At 52.7% G+C, this 21331-nt stretch carries 19 protein-coding genes and 2 pseudogenes; 7 read left to right on the forward strand and 14 right to left on the reverse strand.

The genetic code is table 11. The features are described 5' to 3' along the window. Positions 1–714: 714 nt before the first annotated feature. Complete coding sequence (gene yddG, locus C3451_RS00005; RefSeq protein ID WP_032624206.1) at positions 715–1593, reverse strand: aromatic amino acid DMT transporter YddG; 879 nt, start codon at positions 1591–1593, stop codon at positions 715–717. Between the two features lie 220 nt (positions 1594–1813). Here yddG and fdnG point away from each other — a divergent pair, with 220 nt between their 5' ends. The 3 genes from fdnG to fdnI are packed head-to-tail and all read left to right on the forward strand — an operon-like array spanning position 1814 to position 6406. Beyond that, on the forward strand, positions 1814–4861 hold the full coding sequence (gene fdnG, locus C3451_RS00015) for a formate dehydrogenase-N subunit alpha (protein ID WP_088263182.1): 3048 nt from the start codon (positions 1814–1816) through the stop codon (positions 4859–4861). An 11-nt stretch (positions 4862–4872) separates the two neighbouring features. Then, complete coding sequence (gene fdxH, locus C3451_RS00020; protein ID WP_003857048.1) at positions 4873–5757, forward strand: formate dehydrogenase subunit beta; 885 nt, start codon at positions 4873–4875, stop codon at positions 5755–5757. Continuing rightward, positions 5750–6406, forward strand: a complete 657-nt coding sequence (gene fdnI / locus C3451_RS00025) for a formate dehydrogenase-N subunit gamma (RefSeq protein ID WP_023300174.1) — start codon at positions 5750–5752, stop codon at positions 6404–6406. The genes fdxH and fdnI overlap by 8 nt, the downstream gene beginning before the upstream one ends. Before the next feature lie 51 nt (positions 6407–6457). Here fdnI and C3451_RS00030 read toward each other — a convergent pair whose 3' ends face one another. The 3 genes from C3451_RS00030 to ppk2 form a co-directional block, all read right to left on the reverse strand. Continuing rightward, on the reverse strand, positions 6458–6781 hold the full coding sequence (locus C3451_RS00030) for a CcdB family protein (RefSeq protein ID WP_072050120.1): 324 nt from the start codon (positions 6779–6781) through the stop codon (positions 6458–6460). Beyond that, positions 6781–6969 (reverse strand): hypothetical protein, encoded by a 189-nt coding sequence (locus C3451_RS00035; protein ID WP_072050119.1) that lies wholly within the window; start codon positions 6967–6969, stop codon positions 6781–6783. Before C3451_RS00035 ends, C3451_RS00030 begins: the two co-directional genes overlap by 1 nt. Before the next feature lie 101 nt (positions 6970–7070). After that, on the reverse strand, positions 7071–7889 hold the full coding sequence (gene ppk2 / locus C3451_RS00040) for a polyphosphate kinase 2 (RefSeq protein ID WP_022648203.1): 819 nt from the start codon (positions 7887–7889) through the stop codon (positions 7071–7073). A gap of 161 nt (positions 7890–8050) precedes the next feature. Between ppk2 and araJ the strand changes: the two genes are divergently transcribed. Next, positions 8051–9226 carry an MFS transporter AraJ gene (araJ, locus tag C3451_RS00045; protein ID WP_045620956.1) on the forward strand — a complete coding sequence of 392 codons (1176 nt, stop codon included), beginning with the start codon at positions 8051–8053 and terminating at the stop codon, positions 9224–9226. Positions 9227–9265: 39 nt separating this feature from the next. Here araJ and C3451_RS00050 read toward each other — a convergent pair. Continuing rightward, positions 9266–10467: pseudogene (locus tag C3451_RS00050) on the reverse strand (FAD-dependent oxidoreductase). 130 nt (positions 10468–10597) lie between these two features. Between C3451_RS00050 and C3451_RS00055 the strand changes: the two are divergent. Next, positions 10598–11107: an Rrf2 family transcriptional regulator gene (locus C3451_RS00055; protein ID WP_022648200.1), complete on the forward strand. Its 510-nt coding sequence runs from the start codon at positions 10598–10600 to the stop codon at positions 11105–11107. A gap of 39 nt (positions 11108–11146) precedes the next feature. Here the strand turns inward: C3451_RS00055 and adhP are convergent, their stop codons facing one another. The 9 genes and pseudogenes from adhP to C3451_RS00100 form a co-directional block, all read right to left on the reverse strand. Further along, positions 11147–12157: an alcohol dehydrogenase AdhP gene (gene adhP, locus C3451_RS00060; protein WP_023306254.1), complete on the reverse strand. Its 1011-nt coding sequence runs from the start codon at positions 12155–12157 to the stop codon at positions 11147–11149. A gap of 205 nt (positions 12158–12362) precedes the next feature. After that, positions 12363–14072 (reverse strand): annotated as a pseudogene (locus tag C3451_RS00065) (ABC-F family ATP-binding cassette domain-containing protein). A gap of 586 nt (positions 14073–14658) precedes the next feature. Continuing rightward, the gene (locus tag C3451_RS00070) at positions 14659–15141 is read right to left on the reverse strand and encodes a DUF2778 domain-containing protein (RefSeq protein ID WP_045620954.1); all 483 of its coding nucleotides are present in this window, start codon (positions 15139–15141) and stop codon (positions 14659–14661) included. Beyond that, positions 15138–15623, reverse strand: a complete 486-nt coding sequence (locus C3451_RS00075) for an Hcp family type VI secretion system effector (RefSeq protein ID WP_045620953.1) — start codon at positions 15621–15623, stop codon at positions 15138–15140. The genes C3451_RS00070 and C3451_RS00075 overlap by 4 nt, the downstream gene beginning before the upstream one ends. Before the next feature lie 299 nt (positions 15624–15922). Then, on the reverse strand, positions 15923–17620 hold the full coding sequence (locus tag C3451_RS00080; protein ID WP_045622712.1) for an NAD-dependent malic enzyme: 1698 nt from the start codon (positions 17618–17620) through the stop codon (positions 15923–15925). A 176-nt stretch (positions 17621–17796) separates the two neighbouring features. Continuing rightward, positions 17797–17934: a stationary-phase-induced ribosome-associated protein gene (gene sra / locus C3451_RS00085; protein ID WP_023300167.1), complete on the reverse strand. Its 138-nt coding sequence runs from the start codon at positions 17932–17934 to the stop codon at positions 17797–17799. Positions 17935–18029: 95 nt separating this feature from the next. After that, positions 18030–18245, reverse strand: coding sequence for a biofilm-dependent modulation protein (gene bdm, locus C3451_RS00090; protein WP_022648192.1), 216 nt, complete (start codon positions 18243–18245; stop codon positions 18030–18032). 141 nt (positions 18246–18386) lie between these two features. Continuing rightward, complete coding sequence (locus C3451_RS00095; RefSeq protein ID WP_023306248.1) at positions 18387–18908, reverse strand: VOC family protein; 522 nt, start codon at positions 18906–18908, stop codon at positions 18387–18389. A gap of 51 nt (positions 18909–18959) precedes the next feature. Then, the gene (locus C3451_RS00100) at positions 18960–19811 is read right to left on the reverse strand and encodes a Vmh family MBL fold metallo-hydrolase (protein ID WP_045622716.1); all 852 of its coding nucleotides are present in this window, start codon (positions 19809–19811) and stop codon (positions 18960–18962) included. A gap of 111 nt (positions 19812–19922) precedes the next feature. On the opposite strand from C3451_RS00100, the gene C3451_RS00105 reads away from it, so the two are divergent. Next, positions 19923–20810, forward strand: coding sequence for a LysR family transcriptional regulator (locus C3451_RS00105; RefSeq protein WP_074142887.1), 888 nt, complete (start codon positions 19923–19925; stop codon positions 20808–20810). A 69-nt stretch (positions 20811–20879) separates the two neighbouring features. Further along, a complete protein-coding gene (locus tag C3451_RS00110; protein WP_003857069.1) occupies positions 20880–21308 on the forward strand; it encodes an OsmC family protein in 429 nt (142 codons plus the stop codon). The last annotated feature ends 23 nt before the right edge of the window (positions 21309–21331 follow it).

A 21331-nucleotide genomic window follows, 5' to 3' on the forward strand; every position in this document is an offset into this window, starting at 1 on the left:
GCCCGCACTCCACGCTGAATTATCAGACACCGTCTGAATTTGCAGCGGGCTGGAGAAAGGGTCATTCTGAGAATGAAGATTCCGACGTTACTAACTGAGTGTTGTATCTAATCGTGGGGGCAGGTCAAGCCACCTGAGCGATTTTTAAACGAGGCTTATCGTCAATGGCAGACTATTTTTAAAATTCCGTAGACTGCTTTCAATAATAAGTTTCAAAATATTAAAGATAATTTCAATTAGTGTGATCCTGATCCGATAAATTTCCCTTAAATCGCTTAATAAGGTTAATTTATATACATAAATTGATTATTAACAAAACACGATAATAAGGCTGGAAATAGTTGCCATGCGTTTTTGTTTTTAGAGGGAGATAAAAGGGCTTGGCAGATAATCTCAAGGAATGGGGCGCGTTATTGACTTTTAAAACAGTGGTTTGTGGATTTGTCCGGAAGCCAGCAACTACTTTTTAAAAGAAACATCCAGAAATAAACTATTGCACTATGTGCTATATAGTGCGGGAATATTGGGGTTGAATTAATTACCTGCGTTGTCAGTTTATGTCAATTTCCACAACGGATCTGACTTTGTGTGAATACTCTATACAGAAATAGAAATACACACGAATGTTATAAATAATATTCTTTACTGTGATCACATATTAAAATAATGTTAATTTTTACCGGGCATAATTCGTGCCCGGTAAAAATAAAAATGCTATTTGCGGGTGGCATACCAGCAAAGTAATGATCCTGCGCAAACCATTAATGCCCCTTGCCAGAATGAGAATGAAAGCGGAGAGCTCAGCATAATAGCCGCCAGCGCGGCAGAGAGTACCGGGGTGAAGTAGGAGACGGCCGCAAGCACCGTGACGTTACCGTGGAGGATCCCAATGTTCCAGGCGGCGTAGCCAAAGCCAAGGGCAACACCACACATCAACAGTTTCACGACTACCGGCACGCTGAATACCATTTCGGGCTGATCGCTGACGGCATATTTGACCCACAGGCTCAGGGCGGTCAGCAGGACGAAAAGAGTAATGCCATTTTGCCCTCTGGCATACCTGCTGGTGACGGTGCAGTAGGCGGCCCAGATAAAGGCACCGGCAAATGCCAGCCCGTAGCTCAGCGGGCTGGAAACGATGTTTAGCATGATGTCGTGAACGTGTAGCCCGTTTTCGCCGCCTAAGACCCAGCCCACGCCCAACAGGGAGATCGCTAAGCCGGGGATCACCCACAGGGTGGATTTTTGACCGTTGAACAAAATGGCGAACACAATCGTCAGGCTTGGCCAGAGATAATTGACCATGCCCACCTCAATTGCCTGCGAGCGCGTCGCGGCAAAGCCAAGCGACAGGGCAAGGCACATTTCATAGCTGACAAACAGGACGCTGCCCGCAATGAGATAGCCTTTCGAAAACCGTTTAATATCAGGGAAACCTACCGTCGCCAGACACAATAATCCGCTGACGGTGTAGATCATCGCTGCGCCCCCCACCGGGCCAAGTCCCTCACTGACGCTGCGGATGAGACCCACCATGGTGCTCCACAGCAGTATGGCCACCAGGCCAATCAGCGTTGCTCTTTTTCTGTCCATTACCCTGCCAGTCTCATAAAAATCAAAGGGTAAACTTATAGCATCTAACCCATTCACCAGGCGAATTTTCTGTTTCGCGGTTAACCCGAAAGGAGTAATAAATCATACCGGCGGTGACTATTAAGGGGGCGAAGTTCGGCGACCTTGATTTGACGCAAATAAAACAGGGGCTTTGCTGTTAGTTTGCGGCGCGAAGTCTTATCAGATAACGAGGACAGCAATGGACGTCAGCCGCAGACAATTTTTTAAAATCTGCGCGGGCGGTATGGCCGGAACAACAGCCGCAATGCTGGGATTCGCTCCCAAAATGGCGCTGGCTCAGGCACGCAACTATAAACTGCTGCGCGCGAAAGAGATCCGTAACACCTGCACATACTGCTCCGTGGGTTGTGGGCTATTAATGTATAGCCTGGGTGATGGCGCGAAGAACGCCAAAGAAGCGATTTATCATATTGAAGGGGACCCGGACCATCCGGTGAGCCGCGGGGCGCTTTGCCCGAAAGGGGCGGGGCTGCTGGACTACGTCCACAGTGAAAACCGTCTGCGCTATCCGGAATATCGTGCGCCGGGCTCTGATAAATGGCAGCGCATCTCCTGGGACGAGGCCTTCTCACGTATTGCAAAACTGATGAAAGCGGATCGCGACGCCAACTTTATTGAAAAGAACGAGCAGGGCGTTACGGTAAACCGCTGGACCTCCACCGGGATGCTGTGTGCATCTGCGGCAAGTAATGAGACCGGCATGCTGACGCAAAAATTTGTGCGCTCCCTCGGCATGCTGGCGGTTGATAACCAGGCGCGCGTCTGACACGGACCAACGGTAGCAAGTCTTGCTCCAACATTTGGTCGCGGTGCGATGACCAACCACTGGGTTGATATCAAAAACGCAAACGTCGTGGTGGTGATGGGCGGTAACGCCGCTGAAGCCCATCCGGTGGGATTCCGCTGGGCGATGGAAGCGAAAAACAACAACGATGCGACGCTGATTGTCGTCGATCCACGCTTTACGCGTACGGCATCGGTGGCTGATATTTATGCGCCGATCCGCTCCGGTACGGATATTACGTTCCTTTCCGGCGTGCTGTTGTACCTGATCGAAAACAATAAGATTAACGCGGAATACGTTAAGCATTACACCAATGCCGGCCTGCTGGTGCGGGAAGATTTCGCCTTCGAAGATGGCCTGTTCAGCGGCTATGACGCAGAGAAACGTCAGTACGATAAATCGTCCTGGAACTATCAGTTCGACGAAAACGGCTACGCGAAACGCGATGAGACCCTGACCGATCCGCGCTGCGTGTGGAACTTGCTGAAACAGCATGTTTCCCGTTATACGCCAGACGTGGTGGAAAACATCTGCGGTACGCCGAAAGCAGACTTCCTGAAAGTATGTGAAGTGCTGGCCTCCACCAGTGCCGCCGACAGAACAACCACCTTCCTGTACGCGCTGGGCTGGACGCAGCATACCGTGGGCGCGCAGAACATCCGTACCATGGCGATGATCCAGCTGCTGCTCGGCAACATGGGGATGGCCGGTGGTGGTGTGAACGCCCTGCGCGGACACTCCAACATTCAGGGCTTAACCGATCTCGGCCTGCTGTCGACCAGCCTGCCGGGTTACCTGACCCTGCCGTCGGAGAAGCAGACCGACTGGCAAAGCTGGCTTGACGCCAATACGCCAAAAGCGACGCGTCCGGACCAGGTGAACTACTGGAGTAACTATCCGAAGTTTGCCGTCAGTCTGATGAAATCGTTCTACGGCGATGCGGCGCAGAAAGAGAATGACTGGGGCTTTGAGTGGTTGCCGAAATGGGATCAGGCTTACGATGTCATCAAGTATTTCAACATGATGGATAAGGGCGACGTCACGGGGTATATCTGCCAGGGCTTTAACCCGGTGGCGTCATTCCCGGATAAAAACAAAGTCGTTCGCAGCCTGAGCAAGCTGAAGTACATGGTGGTTATCGATCCGCTGGTCACCGAAACGTCTACGTTCTGGCAGAACCACGGCGAGTCTAACGATGTTGATCCGGCATCCATTCAGACTGAAGTGTTCCGCCTGCCATCGACCTGCTTTGCGGAAGAGGACGGTTCTATTGCCAACTCTGGCCGCTGGCTACAGTGGCACTGGAAAGGTCAGGATGCGCCGGGTGAAGCGCGTAATGACGGCGAAATTCTGGCCGGTATTTACCATCGTCTGCGCGAGATGTACCGCACCGAAGGCGGCAAAGGCGCTGAGCCGCTGCTGAAGATGAGCTGGAACTACAAGCAGCCGGATCATCCTGAGTCCGAAGAGGTGGCAAAAGAGAACAACGGCGTGGCGCTGGCCGACCTGTACGATGCCAACGGCAATCTGGTGGCGAAGAAAGGCCAGTTGCTCAATAGCTTCGCGCTGTTGCGTGACGACGGCAGCACGGCCTCGTCCTGCTGGATCTACACCGGCAGCTGGACGGAGCAGGGTAACCAGATGGCCAACCGTGATAACGCCGATCCGTCAGGCCTGGGTAACACCCTGGGCTGGGCATGGGCGTGGCCGTTAAACCGCCGCGTACTGTACAACCGTGCCTCCGCAGACGTGAACGGTAAGCCGTGGGATCCGAAACGCATGCTGATCGAGTGGAACGGCACGAAGTGGACGGGGAACGATATCCCGGACTTCAACACCGCCGCGCCGGGCAGCAACACCGGGCCGTTTATCATGCAGCCGGAAGGGCTGGGACGTCTGTTTGCCATCGACAAGCTGGCGGAAGGGCCGTTCCCGGAACATTACGAGCCGATGGAAACGCCGCTCGGCACTAACCCGCTGCACCCGAACGTAGTTTCCAGCCCGGTAGTGCGTATCTATGAAGATGACGTGCTGCGTTTAGGTAAAAAGGACAAGTTCCCGTATGTCGGAACTACCTACCGCCTGACCGAGCATTTCCATACCTGGACCAAACATGCGCGGCTTAACGCCATCGCGCAGCCGGAACAGTTTGTGGAGATAAGCGAAACGCTGGCGAAGGCGAAAGGCATTGCCAATGGCGATCGCGTGACGGTGAGCAGCAAGCGCGGCTTTATTCGCGCGGTAGCGGTGGTCACCCGTCGTCTGCAAAGTCTGAACGTACACGGCCAGCAGGTAGAAACCGTCGGCATCCCGCTGCACTGGGGCTTTGAAGGGGTGGCGCAGAAAGGTTACATCGCCAATACCCTGACGCCAAACGTCGGCGATTCCAACTCGCAAACGCCGGAGTATAAAGCGTTTCTGGTCAACATCGAGAAAGCGTAAGGAGCGATTAAATGGCGATGGAAACACAAGACATTATTAAACGCTCCGCGACCAATCCGATAACGCCCGCGCCTCGCGCGCGGGACTACAAGGCAGAAGTCGCCAAGCTGATCGATGTCTCCTCCTGTGTGGGCTGTAAGGCCTGCCAGGTGGCCTGCTCGGAGTGGAACGATATCCGCGACGAGGTGGGGCACTGCGTTGGCGTTTACGATAACCCGGCTGATCTGAGCGCCAAGTCCTGGACGGTGATGCGCTTTAGCGAAACCGACCAGAACGGCAAGCTGGAGTGGCTAATCCGTAAAGACGGTTGTATGCACTGTGAAGATCCGGGCTGCCTGAAGGCATGCCCGTCTGCCGGTGCAATTATTCAGTACGCCAACGGGATCGTCGACTTCCAGCAGGATAACTGTATCGGCTGCGGCTACTGCATCGCAGGCTGTCCGTTTAATATCCCGCGCCTCAATAAAGAAGATAACCGGGTCTATAAATGCACGCTGTGTGTCGATCGCGTCAGCGTCGGACAGGAGCCTGCCTGCGTGAAGACCTGTCCTACCGGGGCTATCCACTTCGGCACCAAAAAAGAGATGCTGGAAGTGGCACAGCAGCGGGTGGATAAGCTCAAAGCGCGCGGCTATGACAAGGCCGGGATTTATAACCCGCAGGGCGTGGGCGGTACGCACGTCATGTATGTTCTGCACCACAATGACCAGCCGGAGCTGTATCACAATCTGCCGAAGGATCCGGCGATCGATACCTCAATCAACCTCTGGAAAGGGGCGCTTAAGCCGCTCTCAGCGGCGGGCTTTATCGCCACCTTTGCCGGGCTGATTTATCACTACATCGGTATCGGGCCGAATAAAGAGGTGGATGACGACGAGGAGGAGCATCATGAGTAAGTCGAAAATGATAGTGCGCACAAAATTTGTCGATCGCGCCTGTCACTGGACGGTGGTCATCTGCTTCTTCCTGGTGGCGGTATCCGGCATTTCGTTCTTCTTCCCGACGCTACAGTGGCTAACGGAAACCTTCGGGACACCACAGATGGGGCGCATTCTGCATCCGTTCTTCGGCGTACTGATTTTCGTGGTGCTGATGTTTATGTTTGTGCGTTTCGTTCATCACAACATCCCTGACAAGCAGGATATTCCGTGGCTAAAAGGGATTGTTGAGGTTCTGAAAGGCAACGAGCATAAAGTCGCGAAGGTGGGCAAATATAACGCCGGGCAGAAGATGATGTTCTGGACCATCATGAGCATGATTTTTGTGCTGCTGGTGACCGGGGTGATCATCTGGCGTCCGTATTTTGCGCACTATTTCCCGATTCAGGTGGTGCGTTATGCGCTGCTGATCCACGCGACCTCGGCCATTATTCTGATCCACGCCATTCTGATCCATATGTATATGGCATTCTGGGTGAAAGGATCGATTAAAGGCATGATTGAAGGGAAGGTGAGCCGCCGCTGGGCGCAGAAGCACCATCCGCGCTGGTACCGCGACATTGAGCGTCTTGAAGCGCAAAAAGAGAGTTCGGAAGGGTTGAAGTAAACCTCGCGCCGTCGGCATTGTCCGGCGGCGCTGCGCTTGTGCGGCTTTTAGCTACGTATTGGTAATTAACGCATCAATTCCTGCAAGAACACTGCTTCTTGCACTGCGCAGATTACATACATAATCCTTATTATTAAGTTTTTTTGTCTCCACGTGTGTGATGTTGGCTGTATTAAGAAAATATGTCTGGAATTCAAGGTTCACCAGTGGCGTTGCAGCGTTTGAATATCCTCTTAAATGATTGTGATAGCTTAACGGGACAATAAGTCTCGTTGATAAGTCGTCATAATAATCGTGCTGAATAATCATAAAAAAGGGTTGATATTCACACGTTCTGTTTGATGGATTGCGGTAAACGTCAAACTGAAAACACATCAAAGCCCTCCGAAATAAGGGTCATCCGATAATAGCCCGGCTTTGGCCGTTAATTCATTCATTGCTTTAATAAATCCTTGATCCTGTTGACGCTGCCGCTTGAGCTCTCCTGCTGTAGAGAGTGGGCGAGGTCTATTCCCCGTATGGCGCTCTGTCGTAGCACATCTTTCTGTGCGGTTCGGTTTCATGTTTTCTCCTTTGTTGGTGCGGTCATTATCAACCGCAGCCAACAAAAAACAATACTGTTTCACCTGGTAATCTACATTATGCGAGCCGTCTTCCAGTAATATCAAAACCGCTCTGCAATATACCGGAAGGGATATTTTGTTGGCTTCACTTTGCCGATCTTTCGTTTCGGTAAATCCACCTTGTCAACGTGAATTTCTTTATAGGGAATCTGTGAAAGCAGATGCGAAATAATATTCAACCGAACCCGTTTTTTATCTTCTGAGCGCGCCACAAACCACGGCGCCCAGGCGGTGTCGGTTGCTTTAAACATCGCATCACGGGCGAGGGTATATTCATCCCACAGATTGAAAGATTTTATGTCCATTGGAGACAGCTTCCAGATCTTGCGACCATCATTAATGCGATCGCGCAGGCGGCGTTCCTGCTCTTTTGGCGTTACTTCAAGCCAGTATTTCAACAATATGATACCGGCATCGACCATCGCTTTTTCCATCACCGGCGTTCCATCAAGAAATTTGTCGGCCTGCTCTTCGGTACAGAAACCCATTACTCTTTCCACGCCTGCGCGGTTGTACCAGCTCCGGTCAAAAATAACGATTTCACCGGCAGAGGGCAGATGGGGAACGTAACGCTGAAAATAGAGCTGACTTTTCTCTTTATCGGTGGGGGCCGGTAACGCAACAACGCGAAACACCCGGGGGCTGACGCGTTCGGTGATGGCTTTGATGGCGCCGCCTTTACCCGCGCCGTCTCGCCCTTCAAAAACAATACAGACCTTTAACCCTTTGGCGACCACCCATTGCTGGAGCTTAACCAGTTCAACATGGAGGCGGCGAAGCTCTTGCTCGTACGCTTTGGTTTTGAGCGGCGCGTTTTTAACGACATCATCAACAACACGGGTTTTCTTCTTACTGACCATGGCGGGTCTCCCTATGGGTCCGGTCGCGGGATCGAGGCCGTACTAAGCGTGAAATCGGCCTGAATGAATGGATTAATGTGTCAGAAAGCTGATTTGAACTGGTTCACCATACAAGTTTAATCAATAATGCACGCTGCGTATTTTTTAACAGTGGTCGCGGTATGAAAAAAACAATTTTTTCGTTAGCACTGGCTACCTTTGGCCTGGGGATGGCTGAATTTGGCATTATGGGCGTGCTGACAGAACTGGCTCATGATACGGGCATTTCGATTCCCTCCGCCGGAAATATGATTTCGTTTTACGCTTTTGGCGTAGTGATCGGCGCGCCGATTGTGGCGCTGTTCTCCAGTAAATTTTCGCTGAAAACAACGCTGCTGTTTCTGGTGGCGATGTGCGTCGTCGGTAACGCGCTCTTTACCTTCTCTGACACCTACATAGGGCTGGCGGCGGGGCGCTTAATCTCTGGTTTCCCGCATGGCGCGATTTTCGGTGTGGGGGCGATAATCCTGTCAAAAATTGCGCCACCGGGTAAGGTGACGGTTGCTGTAGCAGGGATGATTGCCGGGATGACCGTTGCCAATTTGCTTGGCGTCCCGCTCGGGACGTGGCTGGGACATGAATTTAACTGGCGTTACACCTTCTTTTTGATTGCCGTCTTTGATGCGCTGGTGATCCTCTCTGTTCTGCTGTGGGTGCCAGACATTCACGACACGACAACCACCCGGCTGACAGAACAATTCCACTTCCTGAAAAAACCGGAACCGTGGCTGATTTTTGCCGCTACGATGTTTGGCAATGCCGGGGTGTTTGCCTGGTTTAGCTTCGTGAAGCCGTTTATGGTCAACGTGTCAGGCTTTTCCGAGGGCGTCATGACCGCGATCATGATGCTGATGGGGCTGGGCATGGTGCTGGGTAATGTCTTCAGCGGCAAGCTGTCGTCGCGCTTTAGCCCGCTGCGCATTGCTGCCACCACCGACATGGTGATTGTGGCTTCGCTGTTGTTACTGTTCGCGTTAGGCGAGCTTAAAACAGCTTCACTGGTAATGGGATTCGTCTGCTGCGCCGGGCTGTTTGCGCTCTCTGCGCCGCTGCAAATACTGCTGCTGCAAAATGCGAAAGGCGGCGAGATGCTGGGCGCCGCAGGCGGGCAAATGGCGTTTAACCTCGGCAGCGCAATAGGCGCGTATTTCGGTGGAATGATGATTACGCTCGGCTTTAGCTGGAGCTATGTCACGCTTCCGGCAGCGATCTTATCCTTCTCAGCAATGACCTCTCTGTTGATGTACGGTTTTTTATGTGCCAAAAAGCGTCAGGCCAACGCAGGAGCGCTGGCCTGATTTCACGCTTTGCCCGCTGGTCGCGGGCACAGGAGGGGACTACACGAATTTCGCCAGCGGGTCAGCGGCGGCAAATGCGACTGCTTTGTCTGCTGCTGGCGGGTAAATCAGTTCGTTGGTGATGGCGACTTTGATCTTTTTGCCTTCCTCGCGCACGGATTTAACACGCTGTTCCCAGCCCTCGGTGTACACCGCGCCCCAGCCACCCAGATCCAGACAGGTGACGTAATTCACCTGACGGTAAGGGTACGGCTCCAGATTTAACAGGCTGGCAGCTGCGTTATGTCCGGCGAATTTCCCCAGCTGGATCGCGTGCTGGCAGGTCATCAGTGCCGTGTTGCCCGCATCGTCCGTTTTGGCGTGCGCCATATCACCCGTCGCGTAAACCTCCGGATGCGCAGGGACCTGCAACGTGTCGGTGACGATAAGGCGTCCCTGAGTGTCGCGTTCCCCGTCAATTTGCAGGCTGAGGGGGTTAGTTCTACACCTGCCGTCCACACTACAGTCGCGCTGGCAATGCGCTCTCCGTTTTTCAGCGTCACGCCGCTGGCATCAATAGCTTCAATTTCACTGTTTAAACGCCATTCAACGTCCAGCGCGTTGCTTGCTTCTTCAATGGTGTTACGCAGCGCCTCGCTGTAACGCCCGCCAATGGTTTCACCCCTTTCAACTACGATTACTTTAGTCTTTGTATTTACGCCGAAGCGGGTGCGAAGACGAGCAGGGAGTTCCGTTGCCAGCTCAATGCCGGTAAAACCGCCGCCACACACGACCACGGTATTGCGTTCTGGGGTGGAGGGGCGCGAAACCAGCGAATCAAGATGTTGCTCGAACAGCCTGGCGGAGTCGAGTTGGTCGATATCAAATGCGTATTCAGTCAGACCGGCAATCGGCGGACGTTTAGTCTGGCTACCGGTTGCGAGGATCAGACGTTCCCAGTTGACTTCGGCAATGGCGCCGTTTGAATCGCGATACAAAACGGTTTTAGATGAGGTATCAATACGTTGTGCTTCGCCCGAAATAAAGGCAATACCCAGCTCAGCAAACAGTTCGGTCAGTGGCGCGACCATCGTCGACACGTTCTCTTCATAAAAACGTGGACGAACGCGCAGTTCCGGCACCGGGGCCAGCACGGCAATGCTGAGGCTATTATTACCTTCCAGAGCAGAAAGACGCGCGGCGCTGACCGCAGCCCACATACCGGAAAACCCACTACCCACAATTAAAATCTGCTTTTTCATACTCGATCCTTTTGTTCGTCAGGCTGTGTGTCTGACATAACTGCCACTATACTTGTCGGAGTTAACTGCGACAACTTCTTTCTGAGTTAAAATTCGTTATAATGCAGCGAACAATGACCCGGAGTGAGCCATGGCGTTTTACAGTTCTGGTGTGGAATATGGCATTCATAGCCTGATGTGTATGGTGGATGCAAAAGGCAATGAGCGTGAGATGAGCGTCCGGGAGATGGCGGCCTTGCAGGGCGTACCGTACGACTATCTTGGGAAGATTTTCACTCGTTTGTCACGCGCGGGGCTGGTTATCAGCACCGAAGGCAAGGGGGGAGGATTCCGGCTGGCGCGTCCGGCAGAGCTGATCAGCGTGCTGGACGTGGCGCACGCCATCGACGGCGATAAGAATATGTTCGAATGTCGGGAAGTGCGTCAGCGCCTGGCGGTATTTGATGAAACGCCACCGGCCTGGGTCTGTGACGGACCATGCGGGGTGCGATCGGTTATGGACAGCGCGCAGCAGCGGATGGAAGAGGAGTTAGGACGCCATACCATCCTGGATCTGGCGCGGAAGATGTATCGAAAAGCGCCGGACACGTTCCAGATCGAGGTTCAGGAGTGGATTTCCGATCGCCGTTCGTCTACGTGACAGGCCGGGCAGGGCAAACCCGCTACCCGGCCACCGCGTTTAAGAACGTAAATCAATCACCATACGGCCACGGATCTGGCCCTGTTCCATCTCTTTAAAGATGGCGTTGATATCTTCCAGTGGGCGCATCGTGACTTTCGGAACCACCTTACCTTCAGCCGCAAACTGGAAGGCTTCGAGCAGATCCTGACGAGTACCCACCAGAGAGCCCACCACCTGAATCCCATCCAGGACCAGACGTGGAATATCCAGGCTCATCGCTTCCGGCGGCAGGCCAACAGCCACCACGCGGCCTCCGGCGCGAACCGCGTCAACGGCAGAGTTGAAGGCCGCTTTCGCTACCGCCGTCACCACTGCCGCATGTGCGCCGCCGGTTTTCTCCTGAATCACTTTTGCCGCATCTTCACTGCGGGAGTTCACGGTTAAGTCTGCGCCCATGCTGGCAGCGAGCTTCAACTGCTCGTCATTCACGTCAATGGCGATAACTTTCGCATTAAAGACATTTTTGGCGTATTGCAGTGCGAGGTTGCCCAGACCGCCCAGGCCATAGATCGCAATCCACTGGCCGGGTTTGATCTCAGAGACTTTTACCGCTTTGTAGGTGGTGACACCGGCGCAGGTGATGCTGCTGGCCGCCGCAGAGTCCAGACCCTCCGGGACTTTAACCGCGTAATCCGCGGTCACGATGCACTCTTCCGCCATGCCGCCGTCGACGGAGTAACCCGCGTTTTTTACGTCACGGCACAGAGTTTCGTTGCCGGTATTACAATATTCACAGTGGCCACAGCCTTCGAAGAACCACGCCACGCTTGCACGATCGCCAACTTTCAGTGACGTGACGCCCGGACCAATCTCTTTGACAATACCAATCCCTTCATGGCCGAGGATCACCCCGGTTTTGTCGCCAAAATCGCCATTTTTAACATGGAGATCGGTATGGCAAACGCCACAGCACTCCATCTTCAGCAGCGCTTCACCATGTTTGAGCGCGCGTAAGGTTTTCTCTGTAACGTTAACCTGATGATCCTGAGTGACAACAGCAGCCTTCATGTGTTTCTCCTTTTACTAATGAGTATCTGCATAGCAGGTGTAATACCCATTAAGGATTAATACTTTGGCGCTGTAATGCAAGGCAACCGCAACATAATGTCATCAATTAATTCAGTTTCAGATTAAGAATACGGTGATCCTCTAATAATCAGTAGGGGAAAACGCTAACGTAAAAAACCCGGCGTAACGACCGCCGGGTACAGATTTATAGTTGGGCTTCTATCTCCTCAATCTCTCTTCGCCATTGCGCCTGCAACTGCGGTTTTTGGTGTTTTGGCTTGCGCGCCAAATCCTCTTCCAGCAGCATTTCCAGGGCAACCAGGCGTTCGAGCAGATCGTCAGACGCTGAAGGTGGTGCCTTCGATGCAGTCTTCGACGCCTCAGGCACCACCGGACCGGTGCCCGCACGCAGGCGCTCAAACACCGCCTCCGCATCGTGCCATTCGCTAAGCCTGCCGTCCTCAATCAGCCAGTAGCGGTTACAACTCTGGCTAATTAACTGACGATCGTGGCTCACCAGCAGCACTCCGCCTTCAAACTGTTGCAGTGTTTCCGCCAGCGCCTCTTTGCCTTCCATGTCCAGGTGGTTGGTTGGCTCATCCAGCATCAGAAGGCTATAGCGAGCAAGCGTCAGGCCGATGAACAGCAGGCGCGAACGTTCCCCACCGCTCAGCGTACTGACTTTTTGTCCGTGTCGCGCCCACGGGAACCCGGCACTGATGAGGGCCATTTTACGGGTCTGCGGATCTGGCGCGAAAGGCTCCAGCGCGTCAAAGATTGTTGCCTCCTCCGAAAGCTGATTCAGCGTCTGATCGTAATAGCCTGGCGACACGCGAGGATGAAGTTTCAGGCCAGTCTCTGAAGGTACACCTGAGAAATGCCGCCAGATAAGCTTCATCAGTGATGATTTGCCGCAGCCATTACGCCCGACGATAGCCACGCGATCGCCACTTCTAAGCCGCGCAATGTCGACGTGAAACAGCTCAGACAGGCCAGGCTCAGGCGCTACGCTTAGGTTTTCCATCTCCAGTAGCCGGTCTGCCCGCAGGGCGTCACCGCGCAGGGTTAATGTCCACGGACTGCCTGCGGTGAGCTCTGTCTGACTCTCCTTAAGCCGTTCGACCTGCTTTTCCATCTGTTTGGCTTTGCGGGCCAGATCTTCGTTATCGTAGACCTTGCCCCAGGTGGCCAGCCGTCTGGCACTGGCGGTTACGCGGTCAATCTCCTTTTGCTCCGCCTTATGCCGCAGCGCATCACTTTCGTCTTTGGCTACCAGCGCCTGACGCGCGGCGGTGCAGGGAAGGGCGAAGTAGTGCAACATCTTATCGCGCAGGATCCAGCTGCCGTTGGTGACGGCATCCAATAGTTGCCTGTCGTGTGAGACCAGCACAAAGCTGCCGGACCAGTTCTGTAAAAACTGTTCCAGCCAGAGCAGGGTCGGCAAATCGAGGTGGTTACTCGGTTCGTCCAGCAGTAACAGATCTGGATCGCCGATCAGCGCCCGCGCCAGCAGGAGACGCGTGTGCTGCCCGCCGCTCAGCGTTGCCGACGTTAAGGCCATGTCCTGCGGTGTAAAGCCCATACCCGCCAGCAGCGTTTCAGCTTTCCAGTGCAGACTCTCGCGTTCAGTCGCGGGCAGTTACGCCAGCACGGCATCCAGCATGGTCAGGGGATAAATGGCTTCTGGCAGGTGTTGCTCAACGCGCGCCATCAGACAGTATCCGGCCAATGCGACGGTTCCGGCAGCAGGGGAGTCTGTGCCGTCCAACACCTTCAGCAACGTACTTTTGCCGCAGCCGTTGTCGCCCAGCAGGCCAATACGGTCGCCTTTTTTCAGCGTAAAGGAGAGGGAGTCGAATAGCGTGCCAAACGCCGTATCAACACGTAAAGATTGTGCAGTGAGTAAAGTGCTCATTGTTGCTTACCCAAGAGTTACAGGCATGTTTATGCCTCGTCAAACATCGCTGACGATAACTCAGTAAGCCCGAGAGAAGGGATTTCAGGGGTTGGTGTCTTCGCTCAAGCGGAAGTTATCGCAGCACGATACCGATAACGCTTGAGCTGGTGCGATCACCAAATGTATGTGAAACATTGAAAATTTCACAGTACAGCATAATTGGCCTCCTTATAAGTTAAGTGATTATTAGTAACCATCACTATACAACATTTTCATAGTATGAACATACTACTGCGGCAAAAAGCGATATCTTCGGTTGCGGATACAGAACTAAGCGCGTGATGTGATAAAAGGAAGGGCAGCGTCGCTGCCCAGAATCATCTTTTTCGTATAAGCAAATACAGGGATAGCGTGATTACAGACGCAATGAATATGGCCATGCCGAAGAAAACATACAAAACAAAATCCATTATCCTTTCGTCGCCATATATTCCAAAAAGCTCCACAAAATCGTACTGCGTTTCTGGTGGAACAATCTTGTAGAGTGTGAACATTGATAGAAACACGGCTATACACCACAACAACACAAGGAATGCCGCCTTCATTAATAGACCTGCACAACGCCATGTGCAATGATGTAGTTTCCCAATTGCTGCCCTCCAGTTCGAAGTAAGGCTGATGCCAGAATCTTAAAATCGCTCTGACTATAAAGTGTAATACAACCCTTACTTATGCCAGATGGCCCGATAGGGTGTAACCGGAATTCACCTCGCCTTACGCCTTTCACAAAAGTCTCATCATTTATCAATCCGTCATCGCGATATAATGCAAACCATTCGTTCCGATTCGAACCGGTGAAAAATGCGTTAACACTATCCTTAGTTTGAGTATACCAACCCCCTAATCCACGTAAAAGTATGTAATAGCGACCAGGTGGGAGCGGGCCGATATCAGGTATATTTGCGCTTTCTGCACGGTTCGTCGCGTCACCATTCCCTGAAAATGCAGGAAAAAAGCCAACTCCGGGCACAGACAAAGTAGCGTACGTACCTCCGTTGAGGTGGAAAAAGCACTGTAGGAGATTCATGATCTGTCATTCCAGGAATCAGCAAAGATGATATTACCGTCACAGTGTCGCCATGTGATCTTCTCGTAACGGAGGGAAATATTTTCTAAATGATTATGTTTTTCCATTGCTGGATTTTTTACGTCATGCATCACCGGGCATATTGAGACCACTTTAACGTTCTCAAGGAACATGTTGAAGTATTCGACCTCTTGACCAGCATCATTGATTTTGTACCACTTAAACTCGGCACTTTTTAGCGTTTGGCCTTTTGCTACAGCCTTGTATAAGTAAGGGCTGGAACTGTCGAACTCCTTTTCAAAAACCAGAGCGCTATGCATGCGCGTACCCGTGATTTTTCCTGTCATATTATCTGTCGGTAGATGCAGTCCATGACCGAATCCTAATACTTCAATACTGCCCCCGCGATATTGCACATCAACCGCGCCTTTGATATCTGCGCCGCCGTCATCTTTCAGCCATAGATATGCTGGGATTGCCATTTCAAAACTCCTTTTTCAATAAATGAATTTAGTGATGCAAAACGTTACTAAACTCTTAAGAAAAACTATTTGTTAGGCAAGAAGTGTTATGTAAAATTTATATATTTTAAAAGGATATAGATTTTGATTAGGTATGCATTTTTCAAATGATCGATCCTGCTGCATTTGAAAGCCAAATTATCATGAGTGACTTTCAACAAAGCATTTATAGGCAGGATTAAGGGAATTAGAGGAAAAAGGGAGAAGGGACTTCACGTTCCCTCTCCCTTGTGAAGAGAGGGAACGTTCAAAACTCCGATTTAAATCGAAGTACGACGATAGCTACGGTATTCCGGCATCCAGAAGTTATCATCAATCGCCTGCTGCAACGCATCGGCAGAGGTTTTCACCGCGACGCCTTGCTGCTGCGCCATTTTGCCTACCGCGAAGGCAATTGCGCGGGACACTTTGTGAATGTCTTTCAGTTCCGGCAGTACCAGGCCTTCACCGTTATTCACCAGCGGAGAGTGACCTGCCAGCGTTTCGCTCGCGGACATCAGCATTTCGTCGGTGATGCGGGACGCGCCGGAAGCAATAACTCCCAGACCAATACCCGGGAAGATATAGGAGTTATTGCACTGCGCGATGGGGTAGAGTTTGTCCTTCCACACCACCGGATCAAACGGACTGCCGGTTGCGACCAGTGCCTTACCTTCGGTCCATGCGATGATGTCCTGCGGCGTTGCCTCCACGCGTGAAGTCGGGTTAGATAGCGGCATCACGATAGGGCGTTCGCAGTGCTTGTGCATCTCGCGAATAATCTCCTCCGTGAAGAGGCCGGTCTGCCCGGACACGCCGATCAGAATGTCCGGCTTCACGTTGCGCACCACGTCAAGAAGCGAGAGCACTTCGTTATCCGTATCCCAGTTTTTCAGGTTTTCGCGCTTCTGCACCAGTTTGGTCTGGAACGGGAGTAAGTTTGGCATGCCGTCGGTCAGCAGGCCAAAACGGTCCACCATAAAGACGCGGGAGCGGGCCAGCTCTTCGCTTAAGCTTTCGCGCTGGGTCTGGGCAATAATTTGCTCGGCGATGCCGCAGCCCGCGGAGCCTGCACCCAGGAAGACAATTTTCTGATAGCTGAGCTGACTGCCTGCCGCACGGCTCGCAGCAATCAGCGTACCGACGGTCACTGCCGCAGTGCCCTGAATGTCATCGTTGAACGAGCAGATCTCATCACGGTAGCGGTTCAGCAGCGGCATGGCGTTTTTCTGTGCGAAGTCTTCGAACTGCAACAGCACGTCAGGCCAGCGGTGCTTCACGGCCTGGATGAAATCATCCACAAACTGATAGTACTCGTCGTCGGTAATGCGCGGGTGACGCCAGCCCATGTACAGCGGATCGTTCAACAGTTGCTGGTTATTGGTCCCCACGTCAAGTACCACCGGCAGGGTGTAGGCCGGGCTGATCCCGCCGCAGGCGGTATACAGCGAGAGCTTACCGATGGGGATCCCCATCCCGCCAATGCCCTGGTCACCGAGGCCCAGAATACGTTCGCCATCGGTCACCACGATCACCTTGATGTTGTGGTTAGGCACGTTTTGCAGAATGTCATCCATGTTGTGACGGTTCTGATAAGAGATGAACACACCGCGGGAACGACGGTAGATCTCTGAGAAGCGTTCACACGCCGCGCCGACGGTGGGGGTGTAAATGACGGGCATCATCTCTTCAAGATGGTTCTGCACGAGGCGGTAGAAGAGGGTTTCGTTGGTGTCCTGAATATTACGCAGGTAGATGTGTTTATCGATTTCGGTTTTAAAGCCCTGATACTGGATCCAGGCACGTTCTGCCTGTTCTTCAATGGTTTCAACCACTTCAGGCAGCAGGCCCAGCAGGTTAAAGCTGCTGCGCTCTTCCATGCTAAAGGCGCTGCCTTTGTTCAGAAGGGGGAACTCCAGTAAAACCGGACCGGCGTAAGGAATATAAAGGGAACGATGTTTTTTCAGTTTGTTGTCCATGTCACTCACTCTTTTTAAGAAGATCCGTCCCTGACACTGCTGTTTGTCATCTTTCTGGCCTGTGCTACGGGGTGCGGTCGGGCGGTATTATAAAGGAGCTGAATATTAATTACCGCAACACATAAACAAAAACACCATCGGGATTACCGATGGTGTTGTGAATATCGTGCCGGAACTTACTTGCCGGAAGGGCGTTTTCTGCCGGTAGCGTGGGTAACCTGCGTTTCGCTCCCCTCCTCAATAACCACTTTACGCTGGTTAGAGAGCTTGTAGTTCAGTCCCAGAATATGGCGTGCCTGACGGTTCGATTTCATGTTAACTCCTCAATCCTGTTGATAGTTTTAAGGACAAGCTTGCTTACGCAAACGAAATGTAACCCCTTAGGTTGCAGATCCAGCTTAGCAGGTTTTTACAAAGGTGCGTTTCGCCCACTAACCACATAGTTGATGGTTTGCTGGTAGATGTCACTGAGGATGTCATTGTCCGTGGCTTCCACCCACTTGGTCAGTTCCATCAAAATGTCATCTTCAGTAACAACACCGTGCTCGGCGTGAAGACCTTGTGCGATCGCGTTAACAAGTTCCGGTTGTGCTGCTGTGGTATGTGCCGGGTAATAAGTAAACATGCTGCCTCCGTGTCGTTGTCTGTTTAATGTTACGGCGTGCAAAATCGTAATTCACATTCAGATTGGCAAATATTTTTGCCGTTGTGGTTCAGATTCGTCCTGGAATTAAAAATAACATCTCACGTAGCACAGAAATAAAACTCAGGGTTTCCAGCGGCGTAAATTTGTCGTTTTTTCATAAGGCATGGGCGTCGGCCAGGAGATCAATTCCACAATGCTGCCCCAGGGGGTTTGACCATAGCAGAATGCATTGCCTTCACCTTGCTCATCCGGAAAGCTAAGCGGCTTCGGCGCGGTGAACATCTCGCCGCCGGCGGCGGTGAAAGCCGCGATGGCACTATCAAAATCATCAACATAAACAGCAAAATGCTGAAGGCCAAAGTCGCTGGCGCGAGCGGGCATTCCCTGTTCAGGGCCATGCATTTCGAAAAGTTCTATGCCGGGTCCGTGCGGCATAACAAGCATGCGAATGGCATGAATTTTAGTGCCGGGAAATAATTTTAAGGTGTGCTGCTGGGCGGGCTGATCGATATTATCGGTTTCTGCATCGACAGAATGATATAAAACCTGTGCGCCGAAAGCGCGTTCAAAAAATAGGGTGGCTTTTTCAATGTCGGGCACCGTAATACCGATATGGTCAATACCCCTTACTGACGATGTCATAGTAAACTCCTGCTATAAAAAATTTAAATATAGCAGGAGATAGTCAGCTTATTACCACTTCATTTCGCCGGTATTCACTTTGGCACTCAGTTCCAGCGAACTTTCTTCCGCAAGGTTCGGCCACTGTTTTTTCATCGCGATGATGACGTCGGTAGACGCTTTATGTGTCGTGAGGGCCTGTTCAAACTGCTGTAGATAGCGACGGGTAAAGTCGATAGCGCCGGTACCCGCTGGCGGTGTCCCAAGGTAGTGGCCCGGAATAACGCGTTCGGGCTTAAGGGCAGCCATTCTATCCAGCGTCTGCTGCCACTGTTTACGGCTTTCCGGCGTTTGGGTATCCGCCGTCCAGACGTGAATGCCCCATGAGACGCCCGTGCCGCCGAGGATGGTTTTGGCGGATGGGATCCAGACGTACGCCGCATAGCTTTCAGGCTCTTCAATGCTTACTCTCTCACCGTCAATCATAAAGGTGGTTGAGGCAAGCACTTGCGGCACGTAGAGCTGCGTCGGCGCGCCATCTTTCATCTGTGGCCCCCAGAAGGCGAGCTTCGCGTCTTTTGTGGCCCTGATATGGTCCACCACCTGTTGCGTGGCGACAACTTTGGCATTAGGGAAGGCTTTCATCAGCGGTTGCAGGCCGAAATAGAAATCCGGATCGCCGGAAGTGATCACGATTTTGTTCAGCGTTTTACCGCTGTGGCGAATTTTTTCTACCAGCGCTTCGCCATCTTTCACGCTGAACTGGGCGTCAAACAGTACCGCCTCTTTCGGACCAGATACCAGCGTGGAAGAAACGGCAAAAATGCCTTTTTCCTGCGGGTTATACGTATCAACGGTCAACGGAGCGGCAAAGACGGCCGGAGTGAAAAGGGTTGTCAGCAAAGCAAGGCGGGCGATAGTCATGGTCATGTCTCTGTTCTTCAGGAAAGTCTCTATTGTACGGATCTCTTCATTTGCCAGAATTCCTGAAACAGGAGATGCTTAGTTTCATAGATCGAGCAAATGGAGGTCAAAATGGATCGCGTTATTGCCGCCCAGGTGTACAACCGCATCTGTGAGCTGGGGAGTTTAAGCGCGGCGGCGCGGGCGCTGGGGATCTCCCGTCCAATGGTGAGCCGTTATCTGGAGCAGATGGAGAAGTGGGCCGGGGCGCGGCTGGTTAACCGCTCCACCCGCAAGCTGACGCTGACGGCGGCGGGGGAGAAGGTCCTGCAAAAGACGCGCACGCTATCGCAAATTTCTCAGGAAATTGAAGATCAGTCAGTGAAGGATTTACCCTCAGGCACGCTTCGCGTCGCCTGCGCGCATTTTACCGCGATGCAGATTATCGCTCCGGTGCTGCCCGAACTGTTGCAGCGTTACCCTCAACTGCGCATTGAGCTGGATGTTAACAACCATCCGGTGAGCCTGGTGGGCGAGCGAATTGACGTGGCGATCCGCATCACCGATAACCCCGAACCGGGTATGATCGCTCGCCGGTTGGGAGAGTGTCGGTCCGTGCTTTGCGCCTCGCCGCACTACCTTGCAAGCCGGGGCGTTCCAGAGGAGCTGGAAGACTTAGCCCGGCACAACTGCCTGCATTACAGCTTTTTTGCCGGTCAGTCGTGGCGTTTTTTAACGCCGGCAGGGGAGCCGGTCACGACGGCGGTCAGCGGCAATCTCAGCGCCAGCATCTCATCTCTGCTGATGGAGGCGGCGATAAATCACTGTGGTATTGCCATGCTGCCCGAGCGCGAGGCCGACACGGCGCTACGGCAGGGAAGCCTGGTGCCGGTGCTAAGCGCCTATACGCCAAAACCGATCGGCATTTTTGGTATTTATCAGTCGCGAGACTATCAGCCTGCGGCGCAGCGTGTGTTCCTCGACGCGCTGGCAAACCACCTTGCCACGCGATCGGACTAGTCTGTCTTCCCTGCAAAATAGATTATGCGTCCTATACTTATCCCTTTGTAAGCCAAAAGGAGAGCAAGCATGACGATTCATAAGCACGGTTCAGCACACTGGTCTGGCGACATCAAACGCGGCAAAGGGACGGTATCGACCGAAAGTGGCGTCCTTAACCAGCAACCTTACGGCTTTAACACCCGCTTCGAGGGCGAGAAAGGGACTAACCCGGAAGAGCTGATTGGCGCAGCGCACGCGGCCTGTTTCTCTATGGCCCTGTCGCTAATGCTGGGCGAAGCGGGTTATACCGCCGATTCCATCGATACCACGGCGGATGTCTCGCTGGATAAAACCGACAGCGGTTTTGCCATCAGCAAAGTCGCGCTGCAAAGCAAGGTGACGGTACCGGGTATCGATCCGCAGCAGTTCGACGGCATTATCCAGAAAGCCAAGGCCGGTTGCCCGGTCTCGCAGCTGTTGAAAGCGGAAATCACGCTGGATTACAAACTGAACTGATATCGGGCCGGGCGCATGCCCGG

It is taken from the genome of Enterobacter sp. 301B, from assembly GCF_003850715.1.
In the GTDB taxonomy this organism is placed as follows: domain Bacteria; phylum Pseudomonadota; class Gammaproteobacteria; order Enterobacterales; family Enterobacteriaceae; genus Enterobacter; species Enterobacter intestinihominis.